This is a genomic window from Chitinivibrionales bacterium (assembly GCA_014728215.1).
Taxonomy (GTDB): Bacteria; Fibrobacterota; Chitinivibrionia; order Chitinivibrionales; family WJKA01; genus WJKA01.
In genome coordinates this window covers 1-22,485 of sequence record WJLZ01000159.1, presented here as the reverse complement: position 1 = coordinate 22,485, position 22,485 = coordinate 1, and the positions used below count along the sequence as shown (strand labels likewise).

Genomic DNA, 22,485 nt, shown 5'->3' with positions numbered 1-22,485 from the left:
TCCACCGTCTTTTTCTCGCCGCAGGCTTTTTCTGGCTTACTCTCTCTCTTGGCTTCAGCACAAACCGAGTATACCAATTCGGTGAACCTGGTCATGAAACCAATTGTTTCCGGTTCTTTCAGAATGGGTGAATATAACGGCACCACGACATCCGATATGCCGCAACTCACCGACCGCCAGGTATCCAAAGCCAACACCGGCAAAGGTGAACCCGATGAACACCCGGTGCATACGGTCACGATCAGCACGGATTTTTTTCTTTCCGAAACCGAAGTCACGATCAATCAGTTCAAGCAGTTCGATCCGTCATACGATCATGCAAAGCGATTGTCGACCGGGTGGGGACGGCGCACCGATGACGGCTCCTCGGATGTTTATGCATTGACAAACTGGTACGAATCGGTTGCGTTCTGCGAATGGCTGAATTCACAGGAGCCGGGTAAGCAGTACCGTCTTCCCACCGAAGCCGAGTGGGAGTACGCAGCCCGCGCAGGGACCGAAACCCTCTGGCCAACGGGAAATACCCCGCCCTCGGGTCACGATATCGCAAACCCCTGGGGCCTCAAAGGCATGTTTCACCTTCCGGCAGAATGGTGTCATGACTGGTACGATGTCTATCCGGAGGAAAATGTTACCGATCCGGTGGGACCCTCATGGGGTCATGTAAAGGTAGTCCGCGGCTCGAGGGTAAGCAGCCATTCCCGTGACGCCGAGTTGCATTGGACCGACTATTATATCCGCACGGCAAATCGCGGGGCCATGGCGCCCTCCTACCCCTCGGTGCCCGATGGTATTACCGATCTTAATCCCAAATGTACTTATTACGGAACCCTTGTGGGATTTCGTATTGTCCAAGGCCCATTGCCGTCAACCCAGCCATCGCGGTATGTCGCTCCTATGCCGGGCAATTGTGTCAAACAAAGCACCGATGAGCACATCGCCAAAGGTCCCGACATGCAGCAACCCTGGTTCAGAGCCCGTCCGATTCTTCCCATGCCGCCGGATGACCGTGACGGCCAGCATACCGGACCTGCCGGCGAATTTGACGTTATCCGCAGTGCGGGATTCTACAGTTTCGAGCATGTACGCAATCACAGTCCCGGCCTTGAAATACTTGACAAAGGCGATATGCTTGCTGTGTATTACACCGATGAAACCGAGCAGTCGCCTTCGATGAGCTTTGTCGGCACGCGGCTCCAGGCCGGCGCAGAGGAGTGGGACTGGCCTGAAGTATGGATGGACTGCGCGGACCTGCCGGAATCGAAAATCCGCTGAGCCTGACCATGGATGCCGATAAGCTGGTGTTTGCCGTGTTTACCGTTAATGGTACCCGAAGCAACAAAGAATCTGCCACTCGTTCTTTGCAGTACTATACGCTCAGCCTGCAAAGCAGCCGGGGCACATAGTTGCTCACCTTTCCGATTGAATCCGCATACCATGCAAAAGAGAATCTCGATATCAGGCTTTATTCGGCAAGCGGCAGGATGGTATCTGGAAAAGCGGCCGCGAGCAGCAAAGGTCGACGCACTGCAAAGCTTGACATTTGCTATCCTACTGCAGGCATTTATTATATCAGGGTCGATTCGCCGGGATGGTCACGCACTATTCCGATTGCAATTATGCATTGAGTTCTCAGATCCGCGATAATCTGCCGGGACCCGCGTTATCCGCATGCTACCCCTCTTCCCCCCGGTATTCAAACCAGTGGAAATCGGCATGGTTACCGCTTTGGGCTCCGTTGCTGCTTGCATACATGCCGATATAGATGCCGGTGAATCCGCCGGCGATCTCGGTGCTGAGAACACGGCCATCGACCTTCTCGGCCAGCGGAATTTTTGCGGTTTCATCGGAACCATAATAAAAGCCGTACTCCTGGCCCCGGGCTGACGCTGTGAGGACCAGGATTGTCGAATCGATTTCTTTGCATGACAGGACCTGCTCGTCGCCGGCTTCCCTTTTTGTCAGCATGACAATCCGCCGGCCATCCCTGAATCCGACTTCCAGCCGGAAATGAAAATTATTGTTTTGCAACAACACCAGGCCGGCGGTTTCAAATTCCCTTGCAGGATCGAATTCAATTGCGCAGGAGGCTGAGAAATTCATATGCTGCTGCCTCCTCCCGATAAAGCTCGGGTTGACACACTCGGAGAGCTTCTCCGGCCGGAGTTTCAGACGGAGACATCCTGTGCGTTCGCTCAGGCTCCAGAATGATTCCCTTGGCGTCCTCAGAAAATTCCAGCAGAAATCAAGCCTTTCCGCATCAAAATTATCACGTGAATAAACCCTGTTCCACGGGTGAGGCTCCAGATCCGGCACAGCATGCTCAAACTCAACTCTTCCACAGCCCGGGCTGACAATCGGCCAGCCGTTTTCCCAGACAACCCGAACCAGAAAGGTTTCTCTTCCAAGATTCCTGAACAGTCCGCCGTAGGGACGGGACCCTAAAAGAACCATCCACCATTCCCCATTCTGCGTTTGCACCAGATCGGCATGCCCCACATTGGTGATGGGATAGTTATTTCCCATGTTCCGATGCGTAATCAGCGGATTACGTGGATTATTCTCATAGGGCCCGGTAACTGATTTACTTCGTGCAATAGTCACCGAATGCTTATACCCGGTGCCGCCTTCGGCAACCATCAGATAGTACCATCCATTAATTGTATAGATATGGGGCGCCTCAGTGTGCAATGCCGCACCGTCCAGCGCTCCCTGCCAGAGATAGTAACGCTCACCAATAAGCCGCATTTCTTGTATATCCATCTCCCGGCACCAGATCTCATTGTTCCCTTTATACTGTGAGCCCTGGTGCGGATAGCAGGTGGCCATGAAATATGCTTTGCCGTCATCATCAAAAAAAAGTGAAGGATCGATCCCGGGGGCATCATCGAGCCGGTATGGCTCCGACCATGGTCCGGCCGGATCGGTTGCAGTCACAATAAAATGGCCGCCGACATCCGATTCCCCCCGGGGCTTTCGCAGCATGTTCGTCGTGCACATATAAAAAACACCATCATGAAACCGGATCGTGGGCGCCCAGATTCCCCGTGAACAGGGCGAATTGTCCAGATCGAGCTGGGATGGCCGGTCGAGTACATGACCGATCTGTTTCCAGTTGACAAGATCCTTGCTCGTAAAAATCGGCACCCCGGGGAAATACTCGAATGATGAAGTCACCAGATAAAAATCACGACCGACTCTGCAGAGTGATGGATCAGGATAAAAACCGGGCAGGATTGGATTTCGATAGCTGTGCATACATCTGTTTCCAATACATTCTGAGGATAAATGAAACCATCATACATTAATATAAATATCAGAAACCTGAATGATGACTGGATTATCCTACTTTGCGTTAAATATCATTAAGGGGAATAAAAAAAAAGCCGCCCGTTGCAGGCGGCTCTTAAGGCTGGCGATAGGTAGAGATGCTTTATTTTCTTTTTTTCCGTCCGTAGAGTCCCAGGCAGAAAATTCCCATGGCAAGAAGAGAGATTACCGAAGGTTCCGGAACACTGACCGGAGTCTCTTTTTCAACGACATAGCCGCGGATATTGGAACTGCCGTGCTCATCATTCCAAGCCCATCCGGTAAATGATTCATTGTCGGCGCCTTTTCGGATACCCAGGTGATTCTCCAATGTGCCATTCCATTCATTGGGTTCGCCGACAGCCCAGTTGGTATAATTCCACTCTTCCTGATTACCAAAATTGTCCAGCTCCCAGCTCCATCCTGCATCCGGATCCGCGATCCTCTCTTCATCGGTTTGTGGAGCCTGCGTTGCACCAAGCCAGTATTCATCACCGGCCGCCGACGCATCCATCATGGCATCGAACAGGGTCTGCTGCTCTTCCTGGCTGGTGATCGTGGCAAGATGCCAGTCACTTTTCACTTCCGCCTTTGCCTGATCCCAGGTAAGGTCCCCTTGATACACCTCATAGGTATGAACATAATTATCATCGGTCCATGTCCAGCTGATAGCATCAGCCATAGCAGAAAATGCCATGCTGCCGATAACGAGACTACTCATCAGTATCAATGTTCCCTTTTTCATAATACGCCCTCCTCTTAAAATATTGTTCAATTTCATTTGCCCTTATACATTGCAAAATCCATGCCGGCTCAAAACCGCCTTAAAACCGCTGCTTTGGGGCATTTTAATAAGGAAAGTGTAAAATCCACCCCCTGTTTGTCGGAATTCTTTACAGTTTTTTAGTGTTCCAAGGGATCGATGCAGTAATTATTTTTATTCTCAAAAACAATGCCGGAGCTTTCTCTCATTACCAATTCGCTCATCGACACGCTAATCGCCAAATCCAGAACCGTACCCGGAAACGATGCATGCATGTGATTCGGGAATGGTTACATTAATCTTAGCCGGTAATTCAACAGAAAGGCCTGCTACAAAAATAAAAAACAGAGTTGTTGCAAAAAATTTCACTCCATACAATTTTGCATTGAGTCTCACGCAATAGTTTTTATGCTTATACCGATTTATTTATGGACATCATCTGAAAAAAAGGACTTCATGAAAAAACCGGAAATAGAATATCCATGTAACTGGTCGTACCGGATAGTAGGCCAAGACAAAGAACTCATGCGCAAAGCGGTGGATACAGTGGTTGAGGACAACAAAGAATTCGATCTTATCAATTCACATACCAGCTCGGGCGGGAAATACCATTCCCTGATTCTGGATATTCAGGTGAGTGACGAACGCGAAAGACTCCACATCTTTGAATGCCTGAAAAAAGATCCCTCAGTGAAATTTGTGTTGTGATTTTATCACATTTGAAAAACGTTTTTTGAAGCCATACATGCAGATACGGAAAGGGAAATCACTGAATGGTAATAATTCGGGATTGTGAGAATTGTGCCGACCGAAAGTAAACCACATAAACGCCCCGTGCATATTCCTTATGGAAAGGCACTACCGTCGGCTCCTGCCTGGGGCCGGAAAGGTACCGGACCGCACCATTGACCGTGGATATCCTAACAGTATACGGATACAGTGATGAGGCAGGGGTTACCCTGAGCGCATCATCTAAAATTCCGAACAATTTTACCCCGGGGTTCATACCCTCCGGCGTACCTCTTTGAAGTACATCGATATTATTATCCCATCCTGCAAGCCGGGCCCAGAGCCACCATGCCGCGACACCTTTTTGTACACAGTTAAGTCTGCGGGAATGGGCACACCCACCGCATTCTTGGGTGATTTCCGTCAGAGTATGAGACGGGTTTTCTTCAATCCACCCATCAGCCCAGTTAGCACTTCCCCCGCCCTGCGGTGTATAGTCGCATTCATCATCGGCATGATACTGTTGATAGTTAACGTCGCCGTCGGGATCATACTTTTCAATATCCGCAAAATCGTAACACACCTTGTTATTTGTGCTGCAATACTCCCTGATCGTCTGATTCGCCGCATACAAAGAGCCGTCCGGCCCCAGTCCTTCGAGATGCCCGGTCATATATACAAAGGTAACGGAAGGATATTCGGTTTCCAGTTGCGACATGGGCGTAAGATAGTGCGCATTCAGATTATCGACATTATTCACCTGGCCACACCATGACCAGATGATAACATTGCATTCCGGGTGAGAATCCAAATATTCTCGTGTTTCATCATCCCACCCGGTATAACCGCAATCATGATCTAAAAGGCCATCGCCATATCCGTCACCTTCAAAAAGGTGCAACTCCCCTGTTACCCCGCTGTGGCTCCAGTCGAACCGGCCGTCGGAATAGTAATTCTCCAACGCATTCATACCGGTGGCAAGCTGACTCCCATGGGAGGTATGTCCATATCCGATATGCAACATGCTCTTTGCAGAATCGACCCACGACAAAGGTATGGCATCGATATCTGTACAGGAATGATCAACAACAATTTCTCCCTGTGAATAGCAGATCGATACAAGAAGTCCCATCAGAAAGCAATACCGTACATAGTAAAAGAGCCGGTCCATTTATTCCTCCTTTAAGGACTTAGAATGGTTATGCATCAACCGTATTTTTCGAGGTATCTCTCGATTTCATTGGATGGTGAATGATATTTCCCTCCTTATCGGTAACCAGGTCATTATCGCCGGTATAGAGTGCCCGGATAATGTTGCCTTTTTCATCAATACTGTAAAGTCGTATCTCGTTTCTCTCTACGAGTTTCATTTCCCTTTTTGTTACCGGATGTACAACTTTTTTATCCGGATAATATTCGGTTATTACGACTTGACCATCATCCTGAGCAATATATTCATGATATTCACGGTACATAATATCCGGAAGGACCCCTTGTCTGGATGCAAGTACCAGTGAAGAATCGGAAATGATTGCCGTAAGAAGAAGTTTTTCTACCTCTTCCCTGTTGTCGCTAACAGTATCTGCCTCTTTTGTATTCGACCCGGCACAACTGAGGAGAGCGGCATCGATGATTGAAATGCGGGCAAATTCTACCGACAGCAGGAGGACCGGCACCAGAACAATCATTAAGTTTAGGAACGGAGCAAGATCAAGATCCTTTGCCTCAGAAACATAGGTAAACCTCTTCTCTCTCATATCGCCCTCCTTTTTTACGACCAAGAAACCGCATTCCTGATTATAAACGAGTGGCCATGAGAATTTGTTACATAAATTTTGGCCGGTATTTTCAGAGCTTTACAGAATCTAACAGTAAATATCGGATTACGCGGGTGATAGAGACCGGTTTATGGAACAAACATTCATCTGTTTAATAAACCTCATTTCTGCTACGGCATTTTGTTTTTTTTGGGGATAAAGAGAAGGGACACAAAAACTAATAAAATTCCGCTCCCACTTATTATGATTATTTATGTATATTTAAAGAGCAAAATCGGATATTTATTGAACACTCATCTATTCATCTTTTTGCAGGAGGTCACCTATGCATAAAGTTATTGGCCTGATGTCTGTTGCTGTTGTATGCATGACAGGGATTTTTACCGGCTGTGCCCAGGCGCCGGAAGAGGAACTTGCCTCGGCAAAAGCCGCATTTCAAGCGGCAGAAGAGGCCGAAGCGGAAAAATACCTGCCGAATAATTATCAAAATGTGCAAAAAGCACTACAGGCCGTTGAGACAGAGATTTCATTGCAGAAAAAGAAGTTTTTTCTGGCAAGAAGCTTTGCCAGGGCCGATGCGATGTTGGAAAATGTATCAGTGCTTGCCGAAGATCTCAAGAACGAGGCACCCAAAGCGAAAGTGGAACTAAAGGCCCAGGTTGAAGCGGGATTGACTTCCGCGGAGGGAATGATAAAAGACACACGGGCCGCGGTCAAACGGGCACCACGATCTCTGGGAAGAAAAGCTGTTGTGCAAATGGCCGCGGATGTTGACACTGCTGAGAGCGCGATTACCGTGGGAATGGCATCACTCAATGGGGGTGACATCCTCGGGGCCCGGGAAAATCTTGCCAAAGCCCAGTCATTGCTGAAAAATGTCTTTGGTCAGCTTAAACCCGATGATGAATAACTTTAAATATTCTAAACCATTTAGTAAGAAGGTATCATGAAATCAACGTCAAAACTGGTTGAAGGATATAAATCGATTGTTGACAATAGCCGCAATCACGGTCTCGTTATTGACCTGCCCCCGGCAAAAAATGGTACGGATCTTGGGCCGACCGCTCTTGAATTGTGTGTGATGGGTCTTTCCGGTTGTATCACCACAATATTCTCTGTTGTGGCCACTAATTCCAAGCTGGAATTTGACGGCATAACGGCTGTTATCGATGCCGATCAACCACAGGGGGCTCCGACTATCACCAAGGCGGTGGCGGATGTCACGGTAATCTCATCGGAACCCGAAGAAAAGGTAAAGAGAATATTTGACAAAACGCTGAATGCCTGCCCTGTGGAAAAACTCTTCGAACAGGCCGGAATTTCGTTGGAGCATAATCTGGTTGTAAAAAGTTCTTAGAAGCCTTTTGATAAATACGGACCGAGGATGTCGAAGCGCGAGGTGACCATATGTGAGGCGCAAGATCGACGCATACCGGGCGTATGCAACGATTGAGCAACGAAGCAGATGGGCTCGTCGCGCCCGATCGGTTGATGGGAGCACGTGTGAAATGGCTTTTAGAGCATGTCTCAGAACCCCCCTCCCGGTTCGACCGGCGATTTATATCCGGTTACAACACCGGTTATTTCATGCTGGTTGCAGATTCTGGTCCCAGAGAAAGGGCTGTTCGTTGAGCACCTGTAAAAATGCGGTAATGATTTGTGGATCGAACTGGGTCCCGACATTGGCGCGCAGCTCCCGCACGATGAATTTTCTGGGAAGCATTGTTCCCCGATAGATCCGTTGCGAATTCATTGCATCGAAGGCATCGGCGACAGCAATAATCCGCGCGCCCAGTTCGATAGATTTTCCCTTCAGTTGTCCGGGATACCCCTTGCCGTCGAAACGCTCATGGTGCTGACGCACAATCCGGCTTTCTGCACCGAAATGCTTGAGGGGTGAAAAAAAATTAAATGACGAAACCGGGTGCTTCTTGATTTCAACCCATTCCAGATCATCCAGAGCCTGAGGTTTTTGGATGATCGAATCCGGAACACTCATCATGCCGATATCGTGCAATAGCGCCGCGGCGGAGAGAATTTCGAGTTCCTGATGTGTCATGTTCATCTTTTTGCCGATTTCCTTCGATAGCAACGAAACATGGCGGGCATGACCTCGCAGATGGGGATGCTTCTGTTCCAGGGTATTCTCAATTTTTTCGTAGAGAAGCATTTCGGTTGTTTTGATTTTATCCCGCAATCCTATCAGCTCAACATTCATTCTGAAAAGTTTATCGCGATCCCGTATTTCCTGAACCCACAAATAGATACAAAATGCCAACGCCGAACCAAGAAGAACACTGTCGGGAATAACCATTTCACCGGGAAACCGGGTTACATTGAGGATTTTAAAAACAATTAAACAGATAAAAATGATAACTATTGTTAATTTAAAGTGCGACGAAATATTGAATTGAAAGGATCGATTAGGTGATGATTTTTTTTCCATGGCAGACCCCCGGTGCAGAGTAAAATTTGTTTGTCCACCTTTATAGTACCATTGCGGGCAGCTTTGCTGCAATAGCCGGCAGGATGAGTCGCTTTTTGCCGGGGATCTGTGTATTATTGTGGATGAAAAAATCTGCCCGATGGTGAAAATATTTACCGAAGATATGGCAATGGATTCGGTATCGATTCGTAAAATTGCCGGAATGGATAATATCCAAACGGTTTATACTGCTCACTCAGGATATACTTCAAATTCTGAGAAGGCATTCGAGATGTGGCGTTGAAGAGGTGGGAATGTTTTTCGATTCCCCAACCCTGAAAATCCTCACTCACGACAATGCGGAGAAAATACTACCGCTTGACACCCAGTTTCACCCTGGTTGTCTGAGTATCGCCGTTGATGTCGGTTGTTGAGATAACCAGGAGGTAAGCACCTCCGCCTACTCGCCGTCCGTTTGCATTGAGGCCATCCCAGAAGACACCGTAGTCGGTGGTGGTTTCCTGATAGACGCGCAGGTTTTTACGAACCATATTGGCGACAGCATCGTAAACAACCGCTTTTCCATAGGAGCCGTCGGATTGACGCTCCAGGGGGCCTTGAGACTGAATGCCGATAATCGTGCCGGATGTTGAATTACTGCCCGATTGCGAATAGATGACATTGTCGTAAAAATTGCGAACCTGGTAAGGAATGTCATCCACCCCCGGTGTAAAGGGGTTGACAATCGCTCCAGCCCAGGGTTCACCTCCGGCATACAGGACCGGCGCTTTACGGCCATTTTCGGGCGGGGCAGTGCCTGAGCTGTCGACTATCCGGCTGTTGTCGTCCAACTGAAGACTGTCAATACCGCCCACCGGCAGGAAATCGCCGGTCATCATAACGATCGCTCCCGCTGGTATTTGACCAAGATCCGATGCATCGGTTTCTGAAAATGCCTCATCTTTAAGCGTATCCAGCCGATAGTAATTGAATACCTCCGGGGGTATTACACTCGACGACTGCCATATCACCGGTTCGCTGAACTCTACAATTAGCGAATCCCGTCCTGTTTGCGGGTCGCGATAATAGCGCGCGGTTTTTATTACCGGTCCGGCCCGATCGACAATATCCGCTATGTAAAAATAGCTGCCGTCCCCTGCCACAGGAACCGGAGCGAGCTGCACCTGCGCCGAATCCCATCCGGTCTCAAGTGTCTCTACGGTGTTTTCTTCAAGAATCACCCGTATTGTCTGATTTGCCGTATCCACTTCCATGGTATCTGCACTAAGCGCTACGGTTTTTCCCTCACGGGTTGCGATCTGCAACAGGGTGACAAGCTCGGATACCGTGGGCATCGAATCCCGCAACGCGCGGTTGTCCGACCAGGTCAAATCGATCCGGTCGAGGTGGCCGTCACCATTGGTATCGAGAAGCGCTGCGGTTACCGGAATGCTGTCGGGAGTAATAACTTCTTCACAATACAATTCGATATTATCGGGCACGGATGCCCCTGCTACACGCTTGACAAAAAATTGTGAAGTAATGGTCGAATCGTTAATAATATTATCGGTCGTATCACGATATCGGTAATTGATATCTAATGAAAAGGGCGTCAGCGTGTCGCTCAGAGAAAAACCACCGGCAAAGATAAAGGAGCTGTCCATATAGGCGGTGGATGACCGCTCGTTGATCATAATCCGGGTAGGATTGCCGGGGATAAGAATATTGGTGAGGATTTTTTCCATAAAAAGATCCATAAGGTCATCATGCGATGTTTGTATGGTCCATAAAGCACTTTTAGGATTGGTTACCGAATAGCCATTTTGCTTGACATTATCGGCCATTGTTTCCAGACTCGATGGCGCATCGCCACTGGAGGTAAAAAACACCGTAAATGTGGTGGGAACATTCTCACCTTTACTGAAGTAATAGCGGTCATCATAACCGGCCATCTCATTTCCTCGTGCATCGCCGTCGGAAAGAAAGATAACAAATTGCCGCTCAGGAGGATTTGAAGCACCATTCATGGCATCCTTGACAGCTTCAAAACCCATATTGATATTGGTCGAACGATTTATTTCAAAATCGGGTTTATACACCAGATCAACATAGCTGTATGGATTGTTATTCTTCGTCGTATCCACCGTATCGGTTGCGAGGACATCTTTGATGATATCAATTCCTTTCCTGCTGCCGTATTGCTCGTTAAGCTCGATAAACGACAGATAGGCCTGATCGGGCTCATCATCATACGTTTTCGGCATGCGCTGGAAATACTGGCTGAAATATTCGTTAGTTCGGGGATCGAAATTAAGGTGATTGGTAAAAACCGCAATACCCACTTCTGCATTGGGCTGGGTTTTGTGGATCGTGTCAAGGAGTGCGCGTGTCACGGTAAAACGAGAGCCGAACTGATCATTGGCATCATCAGCTCCGACACCGGTCATACTCCCGGAATTATCGATAACAAACATAATCGACGGCGTATGGCTTTGATTGGATGTATCCAGAAACATCACCGATGACAAACATGCGCGAATATTTGATGACAGTGCTGCCACGTATTCGGGCACGATAATGGTATCGCCATCGTACGTCTCAGGACATTTGGTCAGGCGGAATTCGCATATCTGCTCGGCCCGGGCAATCATCCCCGATAAGAGGATAAGAAAAAAAAGCTTCCCCGGCCACAAGAGAACATTGATAGATTTTCCTGATGCTCTGTTATTCAAAAGACAGCTCCAGGGTAAATGGTCCACCGGTATCGGGGTCAATAGACTGATCGTTCCATCTCATCTCCCGCCATTCGCCCCCCGTATCCGGCCGGATTTCGCCTACAACGGTAAAAGGAGTACTGCTGGGAGTAATCAATTTATATATAGAATACTCGCCGAAAGTGATAACTTCATCCCACGTAGAATCCAGAGCAGAGAGGTTGCGTATATGATAGCGGATTGTGTCGCCACCGATAGTGGTCACACGATTGGAATTGAGGAACCGCATTTCAGGAGGGCCGTCCTGCTTTGCCGGAGGGTTCGAATTACTGGATGGATTGGAACCGCCGCACGTCAGAAAGAGGGCGGTGGCGCATATGGCAAACACACGTGTTCCGGAAATCTGCAGCATACTTTTTCCTCTCTTATCGCCCTTCCAGTGCTGTCCTGTGAATGCGGCCTGTACTTAAAGAGTCGCCCCTTTTTACAAAATAACCTAATTTTCCAGAAGGTTCAAGCCTTTTTCAGGCACGGGGTCACGAAAGATCGTTTTTAAATCTAATCTTCTTGTAATTTTCATAAACTGAAGCAATGTATGCATTCCGAATCGGCATAATTTAAATTGATTATCATGACAAATGGTTATTCACACAATCAAAAAGGTACATCATCGCTGCATTCCATGGCGCTGATTGCTGGAGCCGTGGTTTCGTTCCTGATTCCGGGAAGGGCTCATGCTGCAAAAACAGGAGACTATTTCAGCCCGAGCGAACGGGCACGCATACAGGCAGGAACTGCAATAGAAACCGTATATACGTCCAAAGAAATTTCATCAGAAGCTCTCCCGCCCCCGCTTAAAAATCGCTCTTTCGATTATGCCGTCTTTCTCAAAGGTGAAATTCAAACCGATGTGTCACTGCTTTCCATTGCCAATGTCTTTTTGGATATTTCATCAATGAAAGGCATTCATTATTACTCGGTAACGCAGGATAAAATTCTGCCACTCATCGAAGAATCATATACTATTACCGACAGCAATTTCTCTCAGCCGATCCCCAACCATCAATTCACCGAGCAGGTACCGGAGTTTGATTTCTGTTTTTTCCAGAAAGATAACCGTTCGGGAGGATTATTCTATCATTCGAAAATAGCATTCCAGGACAGTTCTCTTATTTTTGAAATCAGCAATGTCGATACAGTACGCAGATTTTTAATATTTCTCATTTACCCGGATGATGTCTATCGCTATGTACGTCTTTTTCCCACCGAGAACGGCTATCTTTACTATATCGTCATGCTTGCGGTCATCCCCCACTTCGCCCCCCGCCCGAAAACAGCCAAAGATTCCTTTCTCAACCGTGCCAGGGCAATGAAAGATTTTTACTGGAAAGCGATAAGGGGGAAAAGGGATGAAAAATTACGAGAATGATTACGATGAACGAGGGGGCCCAATTAAGAGCGATTTGAGACAAAAGCCCTGTCCCGAGGTGCTACCGGGAGAGAGACAACGAAGTGAGAAGTTGAAGGTGAGGTTGTGGTTAAGCAAAAGTCCTGACTTTTAACGCTTAACCTTCAACTTTCGACCTTCCACAATTATTTATATTCCATCCCATGCGAACAATCCATACCATTGGCCATTCAACTCATTCGATCGAACGCCTGATCGAATTATTGACAATGCATTCGATTTCGGCGGTTGTCGATGTGCGCTCATCACCCTACAGCCGTTTCAATCCGCAATTCAATAAGGAACCGCTTCAAAATGCATTGCGCAATGCAAACATTGGATATGCGTTTATGGGACGGGAACTGGGAGCACGGTCTCCGGTTGCCGAATGTTATATCAACGGTAAAGTACAGTTTGACCTTGTCGCGAAAACCGGTTTGTTTCGAAAGGGGCTCGAGCGCCTCAAAGCAGGTATAGATTCCTGCAACAGTTGTCTTCTGTGCGCGGAAAAAGACCCCCTTAGCTGCCACCGTATGGTTCTGGTGTCCCGTAATCTCCGTTCAGAGGACCTTCGGATAGAGCATATTCTCGACAACGGCTCGGTTGAAGACAACCGGGAAACAGAAATGCGCCTTCGGCGGGAACACCATATCGACCAGAGCGATCTGTTTGCCTCCGATGATGAACTTATTGAAAAAGCATATGCCCTCCAGGGAGAAAAAGTCGCATACACGGAGAAAAATGGTGAATAAAACCAGATTGTTCACTATCGGATTTACACAGAAAAGTGCACAACATTTCTTTTCGTCACTTGCAGGTGCGGGTGTCAAGCGGGTAATCGATATTCGGCTCAACAATGTTTCTCAGCTCGCGGGTTTTGCCAAGCGTGATGATCTGGCCTATTTTCTGAGAACCCTGTGCGGTATCGATTATATCCATCGTCCCGACTTTGCGCCAACAAAAGAGTTGCTCGATTCTCTTAAAAAGAACCAAATCGACTGGGATGAATTTGGACGACAATTCCTGCGGCTGACCGAAAGAAGGCAGATTGAAAAGGAAATCGATTTGGCCTTGCTCGATCACGCCTGTCTTCTGTGTTCCGAACCCGCGGGGACATGCTGTCACCGGCGGCTTGTAGCCGAATATCTTCAAACCAAACGTGGAGCCCTTGAGATATGCCACCTGTAAGAAAAGTGATCTGTCTTGCCAATTCCCGGAAACACGTGGCTTTCTGTTTTGCAGGAATCGATCCTGAATCGGGCACATGGATCCGACCTGTGTCGCATCTCGATGACGGCCGGATTGAGCGGAGCACTATGACCATCGACGGGCAATTACCTCAACTCGGCGACATGATTGAAATACCCCTCGGTTCGGCGGGGCCCGATTTCGGCTTTGAATCGGAAAACCTGTCCCTGCTTCCCGGAAAGTGGCAGCTAAAAGGCCGCCTCGAACCCGAACAGTTGTTTCGATACTGCACAAAGGACAAACACATCCTTCACAACAGTGAAATTTACGTGACGGTTGAGTATCTTACCTTACTTGATACAGAGCAGCGCCGCACGCTGCAGCTTGTCGAAGCATTCGAGTTCGAAGCATTCAGCGTGGGACCGAGTGCCCGGGGCGGACAGAAATGGAACGGTTCCTTTGTTTCGCTGTCGGGGCGACGGTTGTGCACGCGGATTACCGATCCGGTACTTATCGAAAAACTCGAAAAGGGCTATGTCCCCGGGCAACACTGCCTGATAACAGTCACCCTGAGCATGCCCTATACCCCGAAAAGCTGGACAAAAGAAGGCCTTCCATGCTGGAAATTAATTGCGGGCGTTGTCGAACTGGAACCTGGTACATGGCCGCAGAGTGCGGCTGCAGCTGCCAGCAGCAGGGAAACAGCATCAAAAACCGGAATGGCTATCAACAACCAGAGAATGCTCCATACACTGAAATCGGTATTCGGTTTCGACACATTCAGGCCCTATCAGCGTGAGATTGTCGAAGCGATCGTTTCGGGACGCGACTGCTTTTCGGTCATGCCCACCGGTGGCGGCAAATCGCTCTGCTTCCAGATGCCCTCATTGATGATGAACGGAACCTGCCTTGTTATCAGCCCGCTTATTGCTCTGATGAAAGATCAGGTGGATGCCGCGCGCACCAACGGAATCAGGGCCGCCTGTATCAATTCGGCACAAAGTGACCAGGAACGCATCCAGGTTTTCGGCGATCTTTACAATGGAGCTATTGATCTCCTTTATATTTCGCCCGAACGTTTCACCATGGATACCTTTCTGAATAATCTCTCGCACGTCCCCCTATGCATGGCTGCGGTCGATGAAGCCCATTGCATTTCCGACTGGGGTCACGATTTCAGGCCTGAGTATTTGTACTTATCCGAAATTATCAAACGATTTCCCGAAGTACCGGTTGCCGCATTCACGGCAACGGCAACCCACCGGGTCCAGAATGATATTATCACACGGCTGGGACTCCGTAATCCACTTACTGTACGAGCATCCTTCAACCGTCCAAACCTTTACTACCGGACAGAACAGAAATCGGATATCGAAAAGCAGATTGCCGAGTATATTATCAATACACAGGCCGGAAGCGGCATTGTGTATCGTACAACGCGCAACAATGTCGAATCCACTGCCGAATATCTCTGCAAATGCGGCATCCGGGCGATCCCCTATCATGCCGGTCTCGACAATGAAATACGGCAACGAAATCAGGAGGCCTTTAATCGTGATGAAGTCGATGTGGTCGTGGCGACGATCGCCTTCGGTATGGGAATCGACAAACCCAATGTCCGGTTTGTCATCCACGGCGATCTTCCCAAGAACATGGAATCGTACTACCAGGAGACCGGCCGTGCCGGAAGAGACGGCGATAAGGCGGAATGCGTGCTCTTTTTCGGATGGGGCGATGTCCCTAAAATCCGGTATTTTATCGACAAAATCGAAGACACAACAGAGCGCCGACGGCTGGGGGCATCGCTGAATGAAATGGTCACCTATGCCCAGAACCGGACCATATGCCGCCGAAAAAAGATCCTCGCCTATTTTGGCGAAATGGCTGAAAGTGACAAATGCGATGCCTGCGACATTTGTGAATCAAGTGTCCTTCTGCACGATGCCACCGGTGATGCACGTTTGATAATCAAAATAATCCACCAAACACACGAGCGGTTCGGTATCCTGCATATTATCGATATTATCCGGGGCGCCAATACAAAACGTATCCGGGAACAGGGCCATAATGAACTCGAATTTTACGGCAAAGGCAAGGAAAAACCCAAGAAATACTGGCAGGGACTTATTGACGAAATGATCGGACAGGATATCCTCGACCGCACCGCTGGAAATTATCCTGTTGTTACCCTTTGCGTTGATGCATTCCGCATTCTTCGCAACGAGCGCTCATTGAAAACGGCGCTCAAAGCTGAAACACCGAAAAATGCCGCGCCTAACGCCAGGACCGGAAAGCCATCTCGCCCTGTAAAAGCCTCAGGCGGGGATATCGTGCTTTTCGATCGTTTGCGTGCCCTTCGCCGCCACCTGGCAAGCGAAAAGGGAGTTCCGCCCTATATCATCTTTTCCGACAGAACTCTTCACGACATGTGCGCCAGGATGCCATCTTCATTAGGGGCGATGAGCATGGTCAACGGTGTCGGTGATGTAAAGCTTGAGATGTATGGAACGATCTTTTTGAAAGAAATCAAAGCCCATATTGCTTGAAAATATAATTACGGAGGAACTTCTGAGCGCCGGGAACGTCATGCCTGCAGCGATTACACTGTTGCATACAATATCGCCTTGGTTTACCGTGGTATCAACCGGTGCACTTCTGTTTTTTGTTAAACGTTAATAATATACCATGCTTGTGAACAATTCAGATTTGCGCTATGTATGGAAAAAACTATCTTATACTGATGATATCTAAAAGGAGGACTGTTTGTATGAATATTCTTATCACCGGCTCGAACCGAGGTATCGGCCTTGCACTGGTCAAATCATTTCTCAAGGAAAAGGCATTGGTAATTGCCGCCTGCAGAAATCCCGAAAAGACGGGGGAACTGATCAAATTAAAAAGAGAACATGAAGGCAGTCTTGAAATTGTTTGCTGTGATGTTGCTGATGACAATTCAGTTTCTGCGTGTGCAAAAGAAGCGGGCTCTTATGTAACCGGGCTGGATATTCTGATCAACAATGCAGCGATTTATCCCAAACCCAACGAGGAGCGACTTGAAGAGATCGCTTTAAAAAAAATTACCGATGCAATTAACACCAACACCATTGGCCCCATGCGCATGACAAAAGCTTTCCTTGGCTTGCTGAAAAAAGGCGACAACCCCCGTGTTGTCAATATCAGCTCCGGTGCCGGATCAATATCGAAATTAATGGCGCCGGCCCCCTCTTACGGGTATGCCATTTCAAAAGCAGCCATGAATATGGCGACCAGAAGCATGGCCGGCGATTTGAAAGCATACGGCATCACAGTTGTTTCGGTATCCCCCGGTTGGGTCCAGACCGATATGGGTGGTTCCAATGCTTCAATTTCTCCCCAGGAATCGGCCGAATCGATTACCGCCACGGTCCTGAATTTAAACATAGATAAAGCATCACTCTGGCTGAACCGACAGGGGCAGGAAGCAGAATGGGCATGGTGATGAGAAATCGGGCCTCTGCATGATTCAACCGCCGCCTGTTATCAGAATAGGCTTGTAATCACCCATTGTGCCGTTACAATGAAAAATGTGGCAATGAGTCCAATCAGAAGCACCCGGTAGCTGTAGCCTAAGAACCGGTATTTCTTACGATAGAGTATGTTCCCCAACTGATGGGTATCATTGAGGATCGCCTTATACACATTCTCATCGGTGCTGATAATCTCTTCCATTTTTTTCATGAATTCAACATCAGAGAGGGAGGAAAAGGAAGAAAAGAAAAGCCAGTTCGGTCTGGCCATGCCCTTCCCCTTATAGGTAGGCATTATCGCCAGAAGCGCAAAGGCTGCAGAAATCAGCATGGTAATTCCAAGGGCCAGCAGCCACAGCGAGGCCTGACCTTCCTGAACATACCTGAAAATAAGGGTAAGGATAACCGCTTCGGTTCCCATGAGAATACTTGCTTTCTGATCAGCCATGGCGCTGAGTTGTACATGATGCCATTGAAGACTTCTCAGCATCATATCGACACTGTTGCGGGCTTGAATATCCTTTAATGCTTCGATTTCTTCCATACAAAAGAGGGGTCTACTGATATTGATTAATGATTTTTGTATTTATTGATTTTCTACAGCCTATATGATATCATATTTCATTACGATAATTCAATTATTGTAACGATTTCACTGATACTGAGCATGCTATATGATCACAATCAATTATCCTGTCTATACGCTTGATAATCGGCCGTTGCTTGGTGCCGGGCACGAAATCACTCCGGAAATTCTCAACGATCTGAATGCTCCCTCCGATGAGACCAGACAAACCTATTCTCTTCTCAAACATGCCGCGGTTCAGCTGGATCTGAAAGAATTTTTGCAGATATATCCCTATGATGTCATATTCAGCGATAAGATTGATATGACGGCGCTCTATGGAAGTATGGGTGAAATATATCTTTCCACACCTGTTCTTGGCACGCTGGATTATTTCAAGATAAAGGATTACTACACCTATCGTCATATTATCACTGTTTTTGCACTCACCACGCTGATCGGCAGTGATCTTCTTGATGATTGTGATGAACGCATTATCGGTTCGGCCGCGGGTCCGACGCATGATATCGGTAAGATTTGTGTGCCTCTGTCTATCCTCAGAAAAAGTACCCCCTTGACTTCAGAGGAGCGGAAATTCCTTCAGCACCACACCGTTGCCGGATATGTCCTGCTCAACTATTACAATGCCGGATCAGTTGCCGCCGAGGTCGCCCTGAATCATCATGAACGGAAGGACGGCTCAGGATATCCGCGCGGGTACAACGGTATCGACAGGATGGCGGAGATTGTTGCCGCATGTGATGTCTACGATGCGCTCATTTCGATGCGTCCCTACCGGAAGGAATGTTATGATAACCGCACAGCACTCGAAGAAATTACAATTATGGCAGAGGAAGGCAAAATCGGGTGGGATGTTGTCAAATCGCTTATAGCACACAACCGCCAAAATAAGCCACATTACACCGAAGTTGTTATCTCAAAAGAAAAACGCGGCGCACCACCGAAAATGAATTCCTACGGCAAAATCGCTGGCAGCTGAAATCTACCACATCACCGCGTCGTCGCGTCGCTCTCTCCCTCCCCGCCGCCAAGCTTCGCCCGCATCCCTGCAAAAAAATCAGTGACATAGGACTGATAATCTTCCTTTTCTTTCTCCCCCAGCGCGCCGTCGAGAAACTCTCCGGGGATTTCATGAAGAAATTGTGAGGGAACCACCTTCACCATCTTTGCACGATACACCTTTGTTGCCGGATAGGTAAGTACCAGACGCTTTTGGGCCCGTGTCATACCAACATAAAACAACCGCCGTTCTTCATCAATCTTCCCTTCTTCAACCGACCGGAGTGAGGGCATAACACTATTGTCGAGACCTGCAAGAAAGACTACCGGAAACTCCAGCCCCTTGGCCTTATGAAAGGTCATGAAGGTGACTCTATTTCTGGAACGACCGGCCTTATCATCATTATCGTTGGCGACAAGACTTAATTCTCTCAAATATTCGGAAAGAATATCCTTCGATCGCTTATTTTTTTTCTCGAAGGTTTCTAGGCCATGAATTATTTCTTTGACATTATCGACTCGCTCTCGGTCGGCCTCCGACTGAGTGGATGCCTTTTTAAGGAGCTCGAGATATCCACATTCGTTCAACAGCTCATGCAACGCTTCGGCACAACCACCGTTTTTGAATTTGTGAAGGTATTTATCGACAAAGTCGACAAAATGAGTCAGCGTTTCGCTTTGTGAAGGTTTAAGTGTGGTACACTGCTCATGACTGCGAATAGCTTTGAAAAGGGTGCATTTTTTGCCCGATGCAAAACTGTCAAGTTCTTCAAGGGTCGATTTTGTGATCCCCTTATTCGGAACCTTAATAACCCGCATCAAACTGAGTTCATCTTCACAATTGGCAAAAAACCTCATGTACGCTATAACATCCCTGATCTCTCTGCGGTCAAAAAAGCTTGCAGCGCCTACTGTTTTATAAGGGACATTTTCCATCCGGAAAGCTTCTTCAAACCGCCGCATCATTGCATTGGTACGAAAGAGAAGTGCATTATCACCAAGACAGAAATTGTTTTTCTTTGCCTCTGTTTTAACATTCTGGGCAATCCAGACGGCTTCATCTTCCTCATCATCACCCCGGTAATGCATAATCTGTTCTCCAGCACCCGCAGCGGCAGTAATTACTTTTTCAATCCGCTTTTTATTCCGGGCAGCAACAGCGAGTGATGCATCGAGGATCTGACTTGTCGACCGATAGTTTCTGTCTAAAACAATCTTTTTACATCCCTTGAACGTACGGGTAAAATTGAGGATATTATCGATAATTGCACCACGCCAGGAATAAATACTCTGATCATCGTCCCCCACCGCCATAATATTGTTTTGGGGTGCGGCAAGAAGTTTAGCCAGTTTCATCTGGACGGCGTTGGTATCCTGAAACTCATCAATTGACACATACACATACCGTTCCTGATATTTTTTAAGAATATCGGGATGTTTTTCGAAGAGTCGAAGGGGCAGGAGAAGAAGATCGTCGAAATCGACGCTGTTACGATGGAATAAAATCTGCCGGTAAGCATTATAGATTCTTCCGGTTTTCTGCTTGGCTTCATCGAGTTTTTTATAATCATCAGGATCTAATGAAGCATTCTTTGCCAGACTGATTGCGTTTGCATGGGTATCGTGGCTTTCATCTTTCATCCCTTTTCCGATGGTGCGCATTACTCCTTTTATCACCCCTGTCCGCTCATAGTCGTTAATAATAGAAAAATTTCTGTTGATTCCGATAGCATGCCCGTCTTCCTTGAGGATCCGGGCACCCAGGCTGTGAAAAGTTGAAATGGTCATTGTTTTCGCCGCTTTGGGAGAGACAATTTTTGCAATTCTCTCTTTCATTTCTTTTGCGGCTTTATTGGTGAACGTTACCGCCAGTATCTGGGACGGCTTACAGGCATTCTGTTTAACCAGACGGGTAATTCGGGTAGTCAGCACACGGGTCTTGCCCGATCCGGCCCCGGCAAGAACCAGGAGGGGACCTTTGGTATGCATGACTGCCTGTTTCTGTGATGGATTCAATCCGGAGAGATAATTGTTCAAGGCGAAAACTTCCTGCGAATCAATGGTGCCGAAAACGTGATAAAATACACTGATGCAGATAAAAAGTCTAAGATCGTTTTACAGGAAAGAATCAGAGGTTTATCGGGCTGGTTTTCCAGTGGTACTTCGGATAACCAGATTACCCTCGATATCGGTAATTTTCTTTCGCCATACCCTTTTAAAGCTGTACGGACGGAGCACAAAATTGATCATCGCTTCGGTAACAGCCTGAAAATTGAAATTATAACTCGTGATACGCTCCCCCATGGCATCGAGCGTATCATCGAAACCAACCACCGAAAGATCCTGGGGGATACGCACGTTTTTGCTCCAGAGATAACTTAATGCCATGGATGCAACCAGATCATTTGCACAAATCCATGCCGTGATATCTTTTTGTTGAAGGGCTTTTTCCATAAGAGGGATGCAATTTTCGAATATTATTGCGCTTTTCAGGGTTATCCATGCAGTCCGCTTGATCGGAAAATACATCTGCTCTCGGTAAGCAAAAGGCATTTTTTCCCACCATTCTTCAGAATCTTGGACGGGATATGAATCTGCTTCGTGAAGTTCCAGTGATTTTTGCGTCGCTGCCTGTACTGGTGATGAATTTTTTGTAAACCCTTCGACCCCGTCGGCATATCCGGCAGCAGTATATACGGTACCTAATGCCCTCAAGCGTGTTTTTGACCATGTCATTTCGTGGATCGGCGAGATATAAGCGATATTTTTATGCCCTAATCCAATAAGATGCCGGGCAACCTCATAGACCGGTTTCTCAAGAACCGACATACGAAACATCTGAAAAAAGGGCATGCCGATAACTGCTTTGCTCAATTCCAGTTCGCCGGTAAAATCCAGTATCCCTAAAGGCTTCTTAAAAGAAGAGAGGTGAGAGGGAATAAAATCGAAATCATGGTCCATACTCTTAGCCGAGTAGATATAACCGGCAACAGAATCATTATCGATATTGGAAATATTTATAGAGGCATTGGTAGCAACAT

Annotated in this window: 23 protein-coding genes; 13 read left to right on the top strand and 10 right to left on the bottom strand. The window is 47.6% G+C overall.

Going from position 1 to position 22,485, the window contains the following annotated elements:
- Positions 1-93: 93 nt before the first annotated feature.
- The 3 genes from GF401_14010 to GF401_14000 are packed head-to-tail and all read left to right on the top strand — an operon-like array spanning position 94 to position 1,628.
- Positions 94-1,275 carry an SUMF1/EgtB/PvdO family nonheme iron enzyme gene (locus GF401_14010; GenBank protein MBD3346168.1) on the top strand — a complete coding sequence of 394 codons (1,182 nt, stop codon included), beginning with the start codon at positions 94-96 and terminating at the stop codon, positions 1,273-1,275.
- Positions 1,233-1,406, top strand: coding sequence for a hypothetical protein (locus GF401_14005; GenBank protein MBD3346167.1), 174 nt, complete (start codon positions 1,233-1,235; stop codon positions 1,404-1,406). Before GF401_14010 ends, GF401_14005 begins: the two co-directional genes overlap by 43 nt.
- Positions 1,407-1,628 (top strand): T9SS type A sorting domain-containing protein, encoded by a 222-nt coding sequence (locus GF401_14000; protein ID MBD3346166.1) that lies wholly within the window; start codon positions 1,407-1,409, stop codon positions 1,626-1,628. It begins immediately after the preceding gene.
- Between the two features lie 46 nt (positions 1,629-1,674).
- On the opposite strand, the gene GF401_13995 is transcribed toward GF401_14000, so the two are convergent.
- A complete protein-coding gene (locus GF401_13995) occupies positions 1,675-3,258 on the bottom strand; it encodes a family 43 glycosylhydrolase (protein MBD3346165.1) in 1,584 nt (527 codons plus the stop codon).
- 175 nt (positions 3,259-3,433) lie between these two features.
- Positions 3,434-4,090: a PEP-CTERM sorting domain-containing protein gene (locus GF401_13990; protein ID MBD3346164.1), complete on the bottom strand. Its 657-nt coding sequence runs from the start codon at positions 4,088-4,090 to the stop codon at positions 3,434-3,436.
- Positions 4,091-4,528: 438 nt separating this feature from the next.
- Here GF401_13990 and GF401_13985 point away from each other — a divergent pair, with 438 nt between their 5' ends.
- A complete protein-coding gene (locus GF401_13985; protein MBD3346163.1) occupies positions 4,529-4,780 on the top strand; it encodes a DUF493 family protein in 252 nt (83 codons plus the stop codon).
- A 58-nt stretch (positions 4,781-4,838) separates the two neighbouring features.
- On the opposite strand, the gene GF401_13980 is transcribed toward GF401_13985, so the two are convergent.
- Together GF401_13980 and GF401_13975 are read right to left on the bottom strand one after the other, a co-directional pair.
- A complete protein-coding gene (locus GF401_13980) occupies positions 4,839-5,972 on the bottom strand; it encodes a hypothetical protein (GenBank protein MBD3346162.1) in 1,134 nt (377 codons plus the stop codon).
- A gap of 28 nt (positions 5,973-6,000) precedes the next feature.
- A complete protein-coding gene (locus tag GF401_13975; GenBank protein ID MBD3346161.1) occupies positions 6,001-6,558 on the bottom strand; it encodes a hypothetical protein in 558 nt (185 codons plus the stop codon).
- Positions 6,559-6,904: 346 nt separating this feature from the next.
- Here GF401_13975 and GF401_13970 point away from each other — a divergent pair, with 346 nt between their 5' ends.
- Both GF401_13970 and GF401_13965 read left to right on the top strand, forming a co-directional pair.
- Positions 6,905-7,489 (top strand): DUF4398 domain-containing protein, encoded by a 585-nt coding sequence (locus GF401_13970; protein ID MBD3346160.1) that lies wholly within the window; start codon positions 6,905-6,907, stop codon positions 7,487-7,489.
- Positions 7,490-7,525: 36 nt separating this feature from the next.
- Entirely contained in the window at positions 7,526-7,936 is a 411-nt protein-coding gene (locus tag GF401_13965; GenBank protein MBD3346159.1) for a hypothetical protein, read from the top strand.
- 228 nt (positions 7,937-8,164) lie between these two features.
- On the opposite strand, the gene GF401_13960 is transcribed toward GF401_13965, so the two are convergent.
- Entirely contained in the window at positions 8,165-9,025 is an 861-nt protein-coding gene (locus GF401_13960; GenBank protein ID MBD3346158.1) for an HD domain-containing protein, read from the bottom strand.
- Positions 9,026-9,143: 118 nt separating this feature from the next.
- On the opposite strand from GF401_13960, the gene GF401_13955 reads away from it, so the two are divergent.
- Complete coding sequence (locus GF401_13955) at positions 9,144-9,308, top strand: hypothetical protein (GenBank protein MBD3346157.1); 165 nt, start codon at positions 9,144-9,146, stop codon at positions 9,306-9,308.
- Positions 9,309-9,375: 67 nt separating this feature from the next.
- On the opposite strand, the gene GF401_13950 is transcribed toward GF401_13955, so the two are convergent.
- The gene (locus GF401_13950; GenBank protein ID MBD3346156.1) at positions 9,376-11,736 is read right to left on the bottom strand and encodes a hypothetical protein; all 2,361 of its coding nucleotides are present in this window, start codon (positions 11,734-11,736) and stop codon (positions 9,376-9,378) included.
- Positions 11,729-12,130 carry a hypothetical protein gene (locus tag GF401_13945; GenBank protein ID MBD3346155.1) on the bottom strand — a complete coding sequence of 134 codons (402 nt, stop codon included), beginning with the start codon at positions 12,128-12,130 and terminating at the stop codon, positions 11,729-11,731. The genes GF401_13950 and GF401_13945 overlap by 8 nt, the downstream gene beginning before the upstream one ends.
- 219 nt (positions 12,131-12,349) lie before the next feature.
- Between GF401_13945 and GF401_13940 the strand changes: the two genes are divergently transcribed.
- The 5 genes from GF401_13940 (at position 12,350) to GF401_13920 (ending at position 17,831) form a co-directional block, all read left to right on the top strand.
- On the top strand, positions 12,350-13,147 hold the full coding sequence (locus GF401_13940; protein ID MBD3346154.1) for a hypothetical protein: 798 nt from the start codon (positions 12,350-12,352) through the stop codon (positions 13,145-13,147).
- Between the two features lie 182 nt (positions 13,148-13,329).
- Positions 13,330-13,917, top strand: coding sequence for a DUF488 family protein (locus tag GF401_13935; protein MBD3346153.1), 588 nt, complete (start codon positions 13,330-13,332; stop codon positions 13,915-13,917).
- Positions 13,907-14,353, top strand: coding sequence for a DUF488 family protein (locus GF401_13930; protein MBD3346152.1), 447 nt, complete (start codon positions 13,907-13,909; stop codon positions 14,351-14,353). Before GF401_13935 ends, GF401_13930 begins: the two co-directional genes overlap by 11 nt.
- A gap of 740 nt (positions 14,354-15,093) precedes the next feature.
- The gene (gene recQ, locus GF401_13925) at positions 15,094-16,899 is read left to right on the top strand and encodes a DNA helicase RecQ (protein MBD3346151.1); all 1,806 of its coding nucleotides are present in this window, start codon (positions 15,094-15,096) and stop codon (positions 16,897-16,899) included.
- 167 nt (positions 16,900-17,066) lie between these two features.
- Positions 17,067-17,831 carry an SDR family NAD(P)-dependent oxidoreductase gene (locus tag GF401_13920; protein ID MBD3346150.1) on the top strand — a complete coding sequence of 255 codons (765 nt, stop codon included), beginning with the start codon at positions 17,067-17,069 and terminating at the stop codon, positions 17,829-17,831.
- A gap of 41 nt (positions 17,832-17,872) precedes the next feature.
- On the opposite strand, the gene GF401_13915 is transcribed toward GF401_13920, so the two are convergent.
- Positions 17,873-18,403 carry a hypothetical protein gene (locus GF401_13915; GenBank protein MBD3346149.1) on the bottom strand — a complete coding sequence of 177 codons (531 nt, stop codon included), beginning with the start codon at positions 18,401-18,403 and terminating at the stop codon, positions 17,873-17,875.
- 130 nt (positions 18,404-18,533) lie between these two features.
- Here GF401_13915 and GF401_13910 point away from each other — a divergent pair, with 130 nt between their 5' ends.
- Positions 18,534-19,424: an HD domain-containing protein gene (locus GF401_13910; protein MBD3346148.1), complete on the top strand. Its 891-nt coding sequence runs from the start codon at positions 18,534-18,536 to the stop codon at positions 19,422-19,424.
- A gap of 11 nt (positions 19,425-19,435) precedes the next feature.
- Here the strand turns inward: GF401_13910 and GF401_13905 are convergent, their stop codons facing one another.
- Both GF401_13905 and GF401_13900 read right to left on the bottom strand, forming a co-directional pair.
- A complete protein-coding gene (locus GF401_13905; GenBank protein MBD3346147.1) occupies positions 19,436-21,481 on the bottom strand; it encodes an AAA family ATPase in 2,046 nt (681 codons plus the stop codon).
- Between the two features lie 99 nt (positions 21,482-21,580).
- Positions 21,581-22,485 (bottom strand): hypothetical protein (locus GF401_13900; GenBank protein MBD3346146.1); only part of this gene is annotated, 905 nt, incomplete at its 5' end.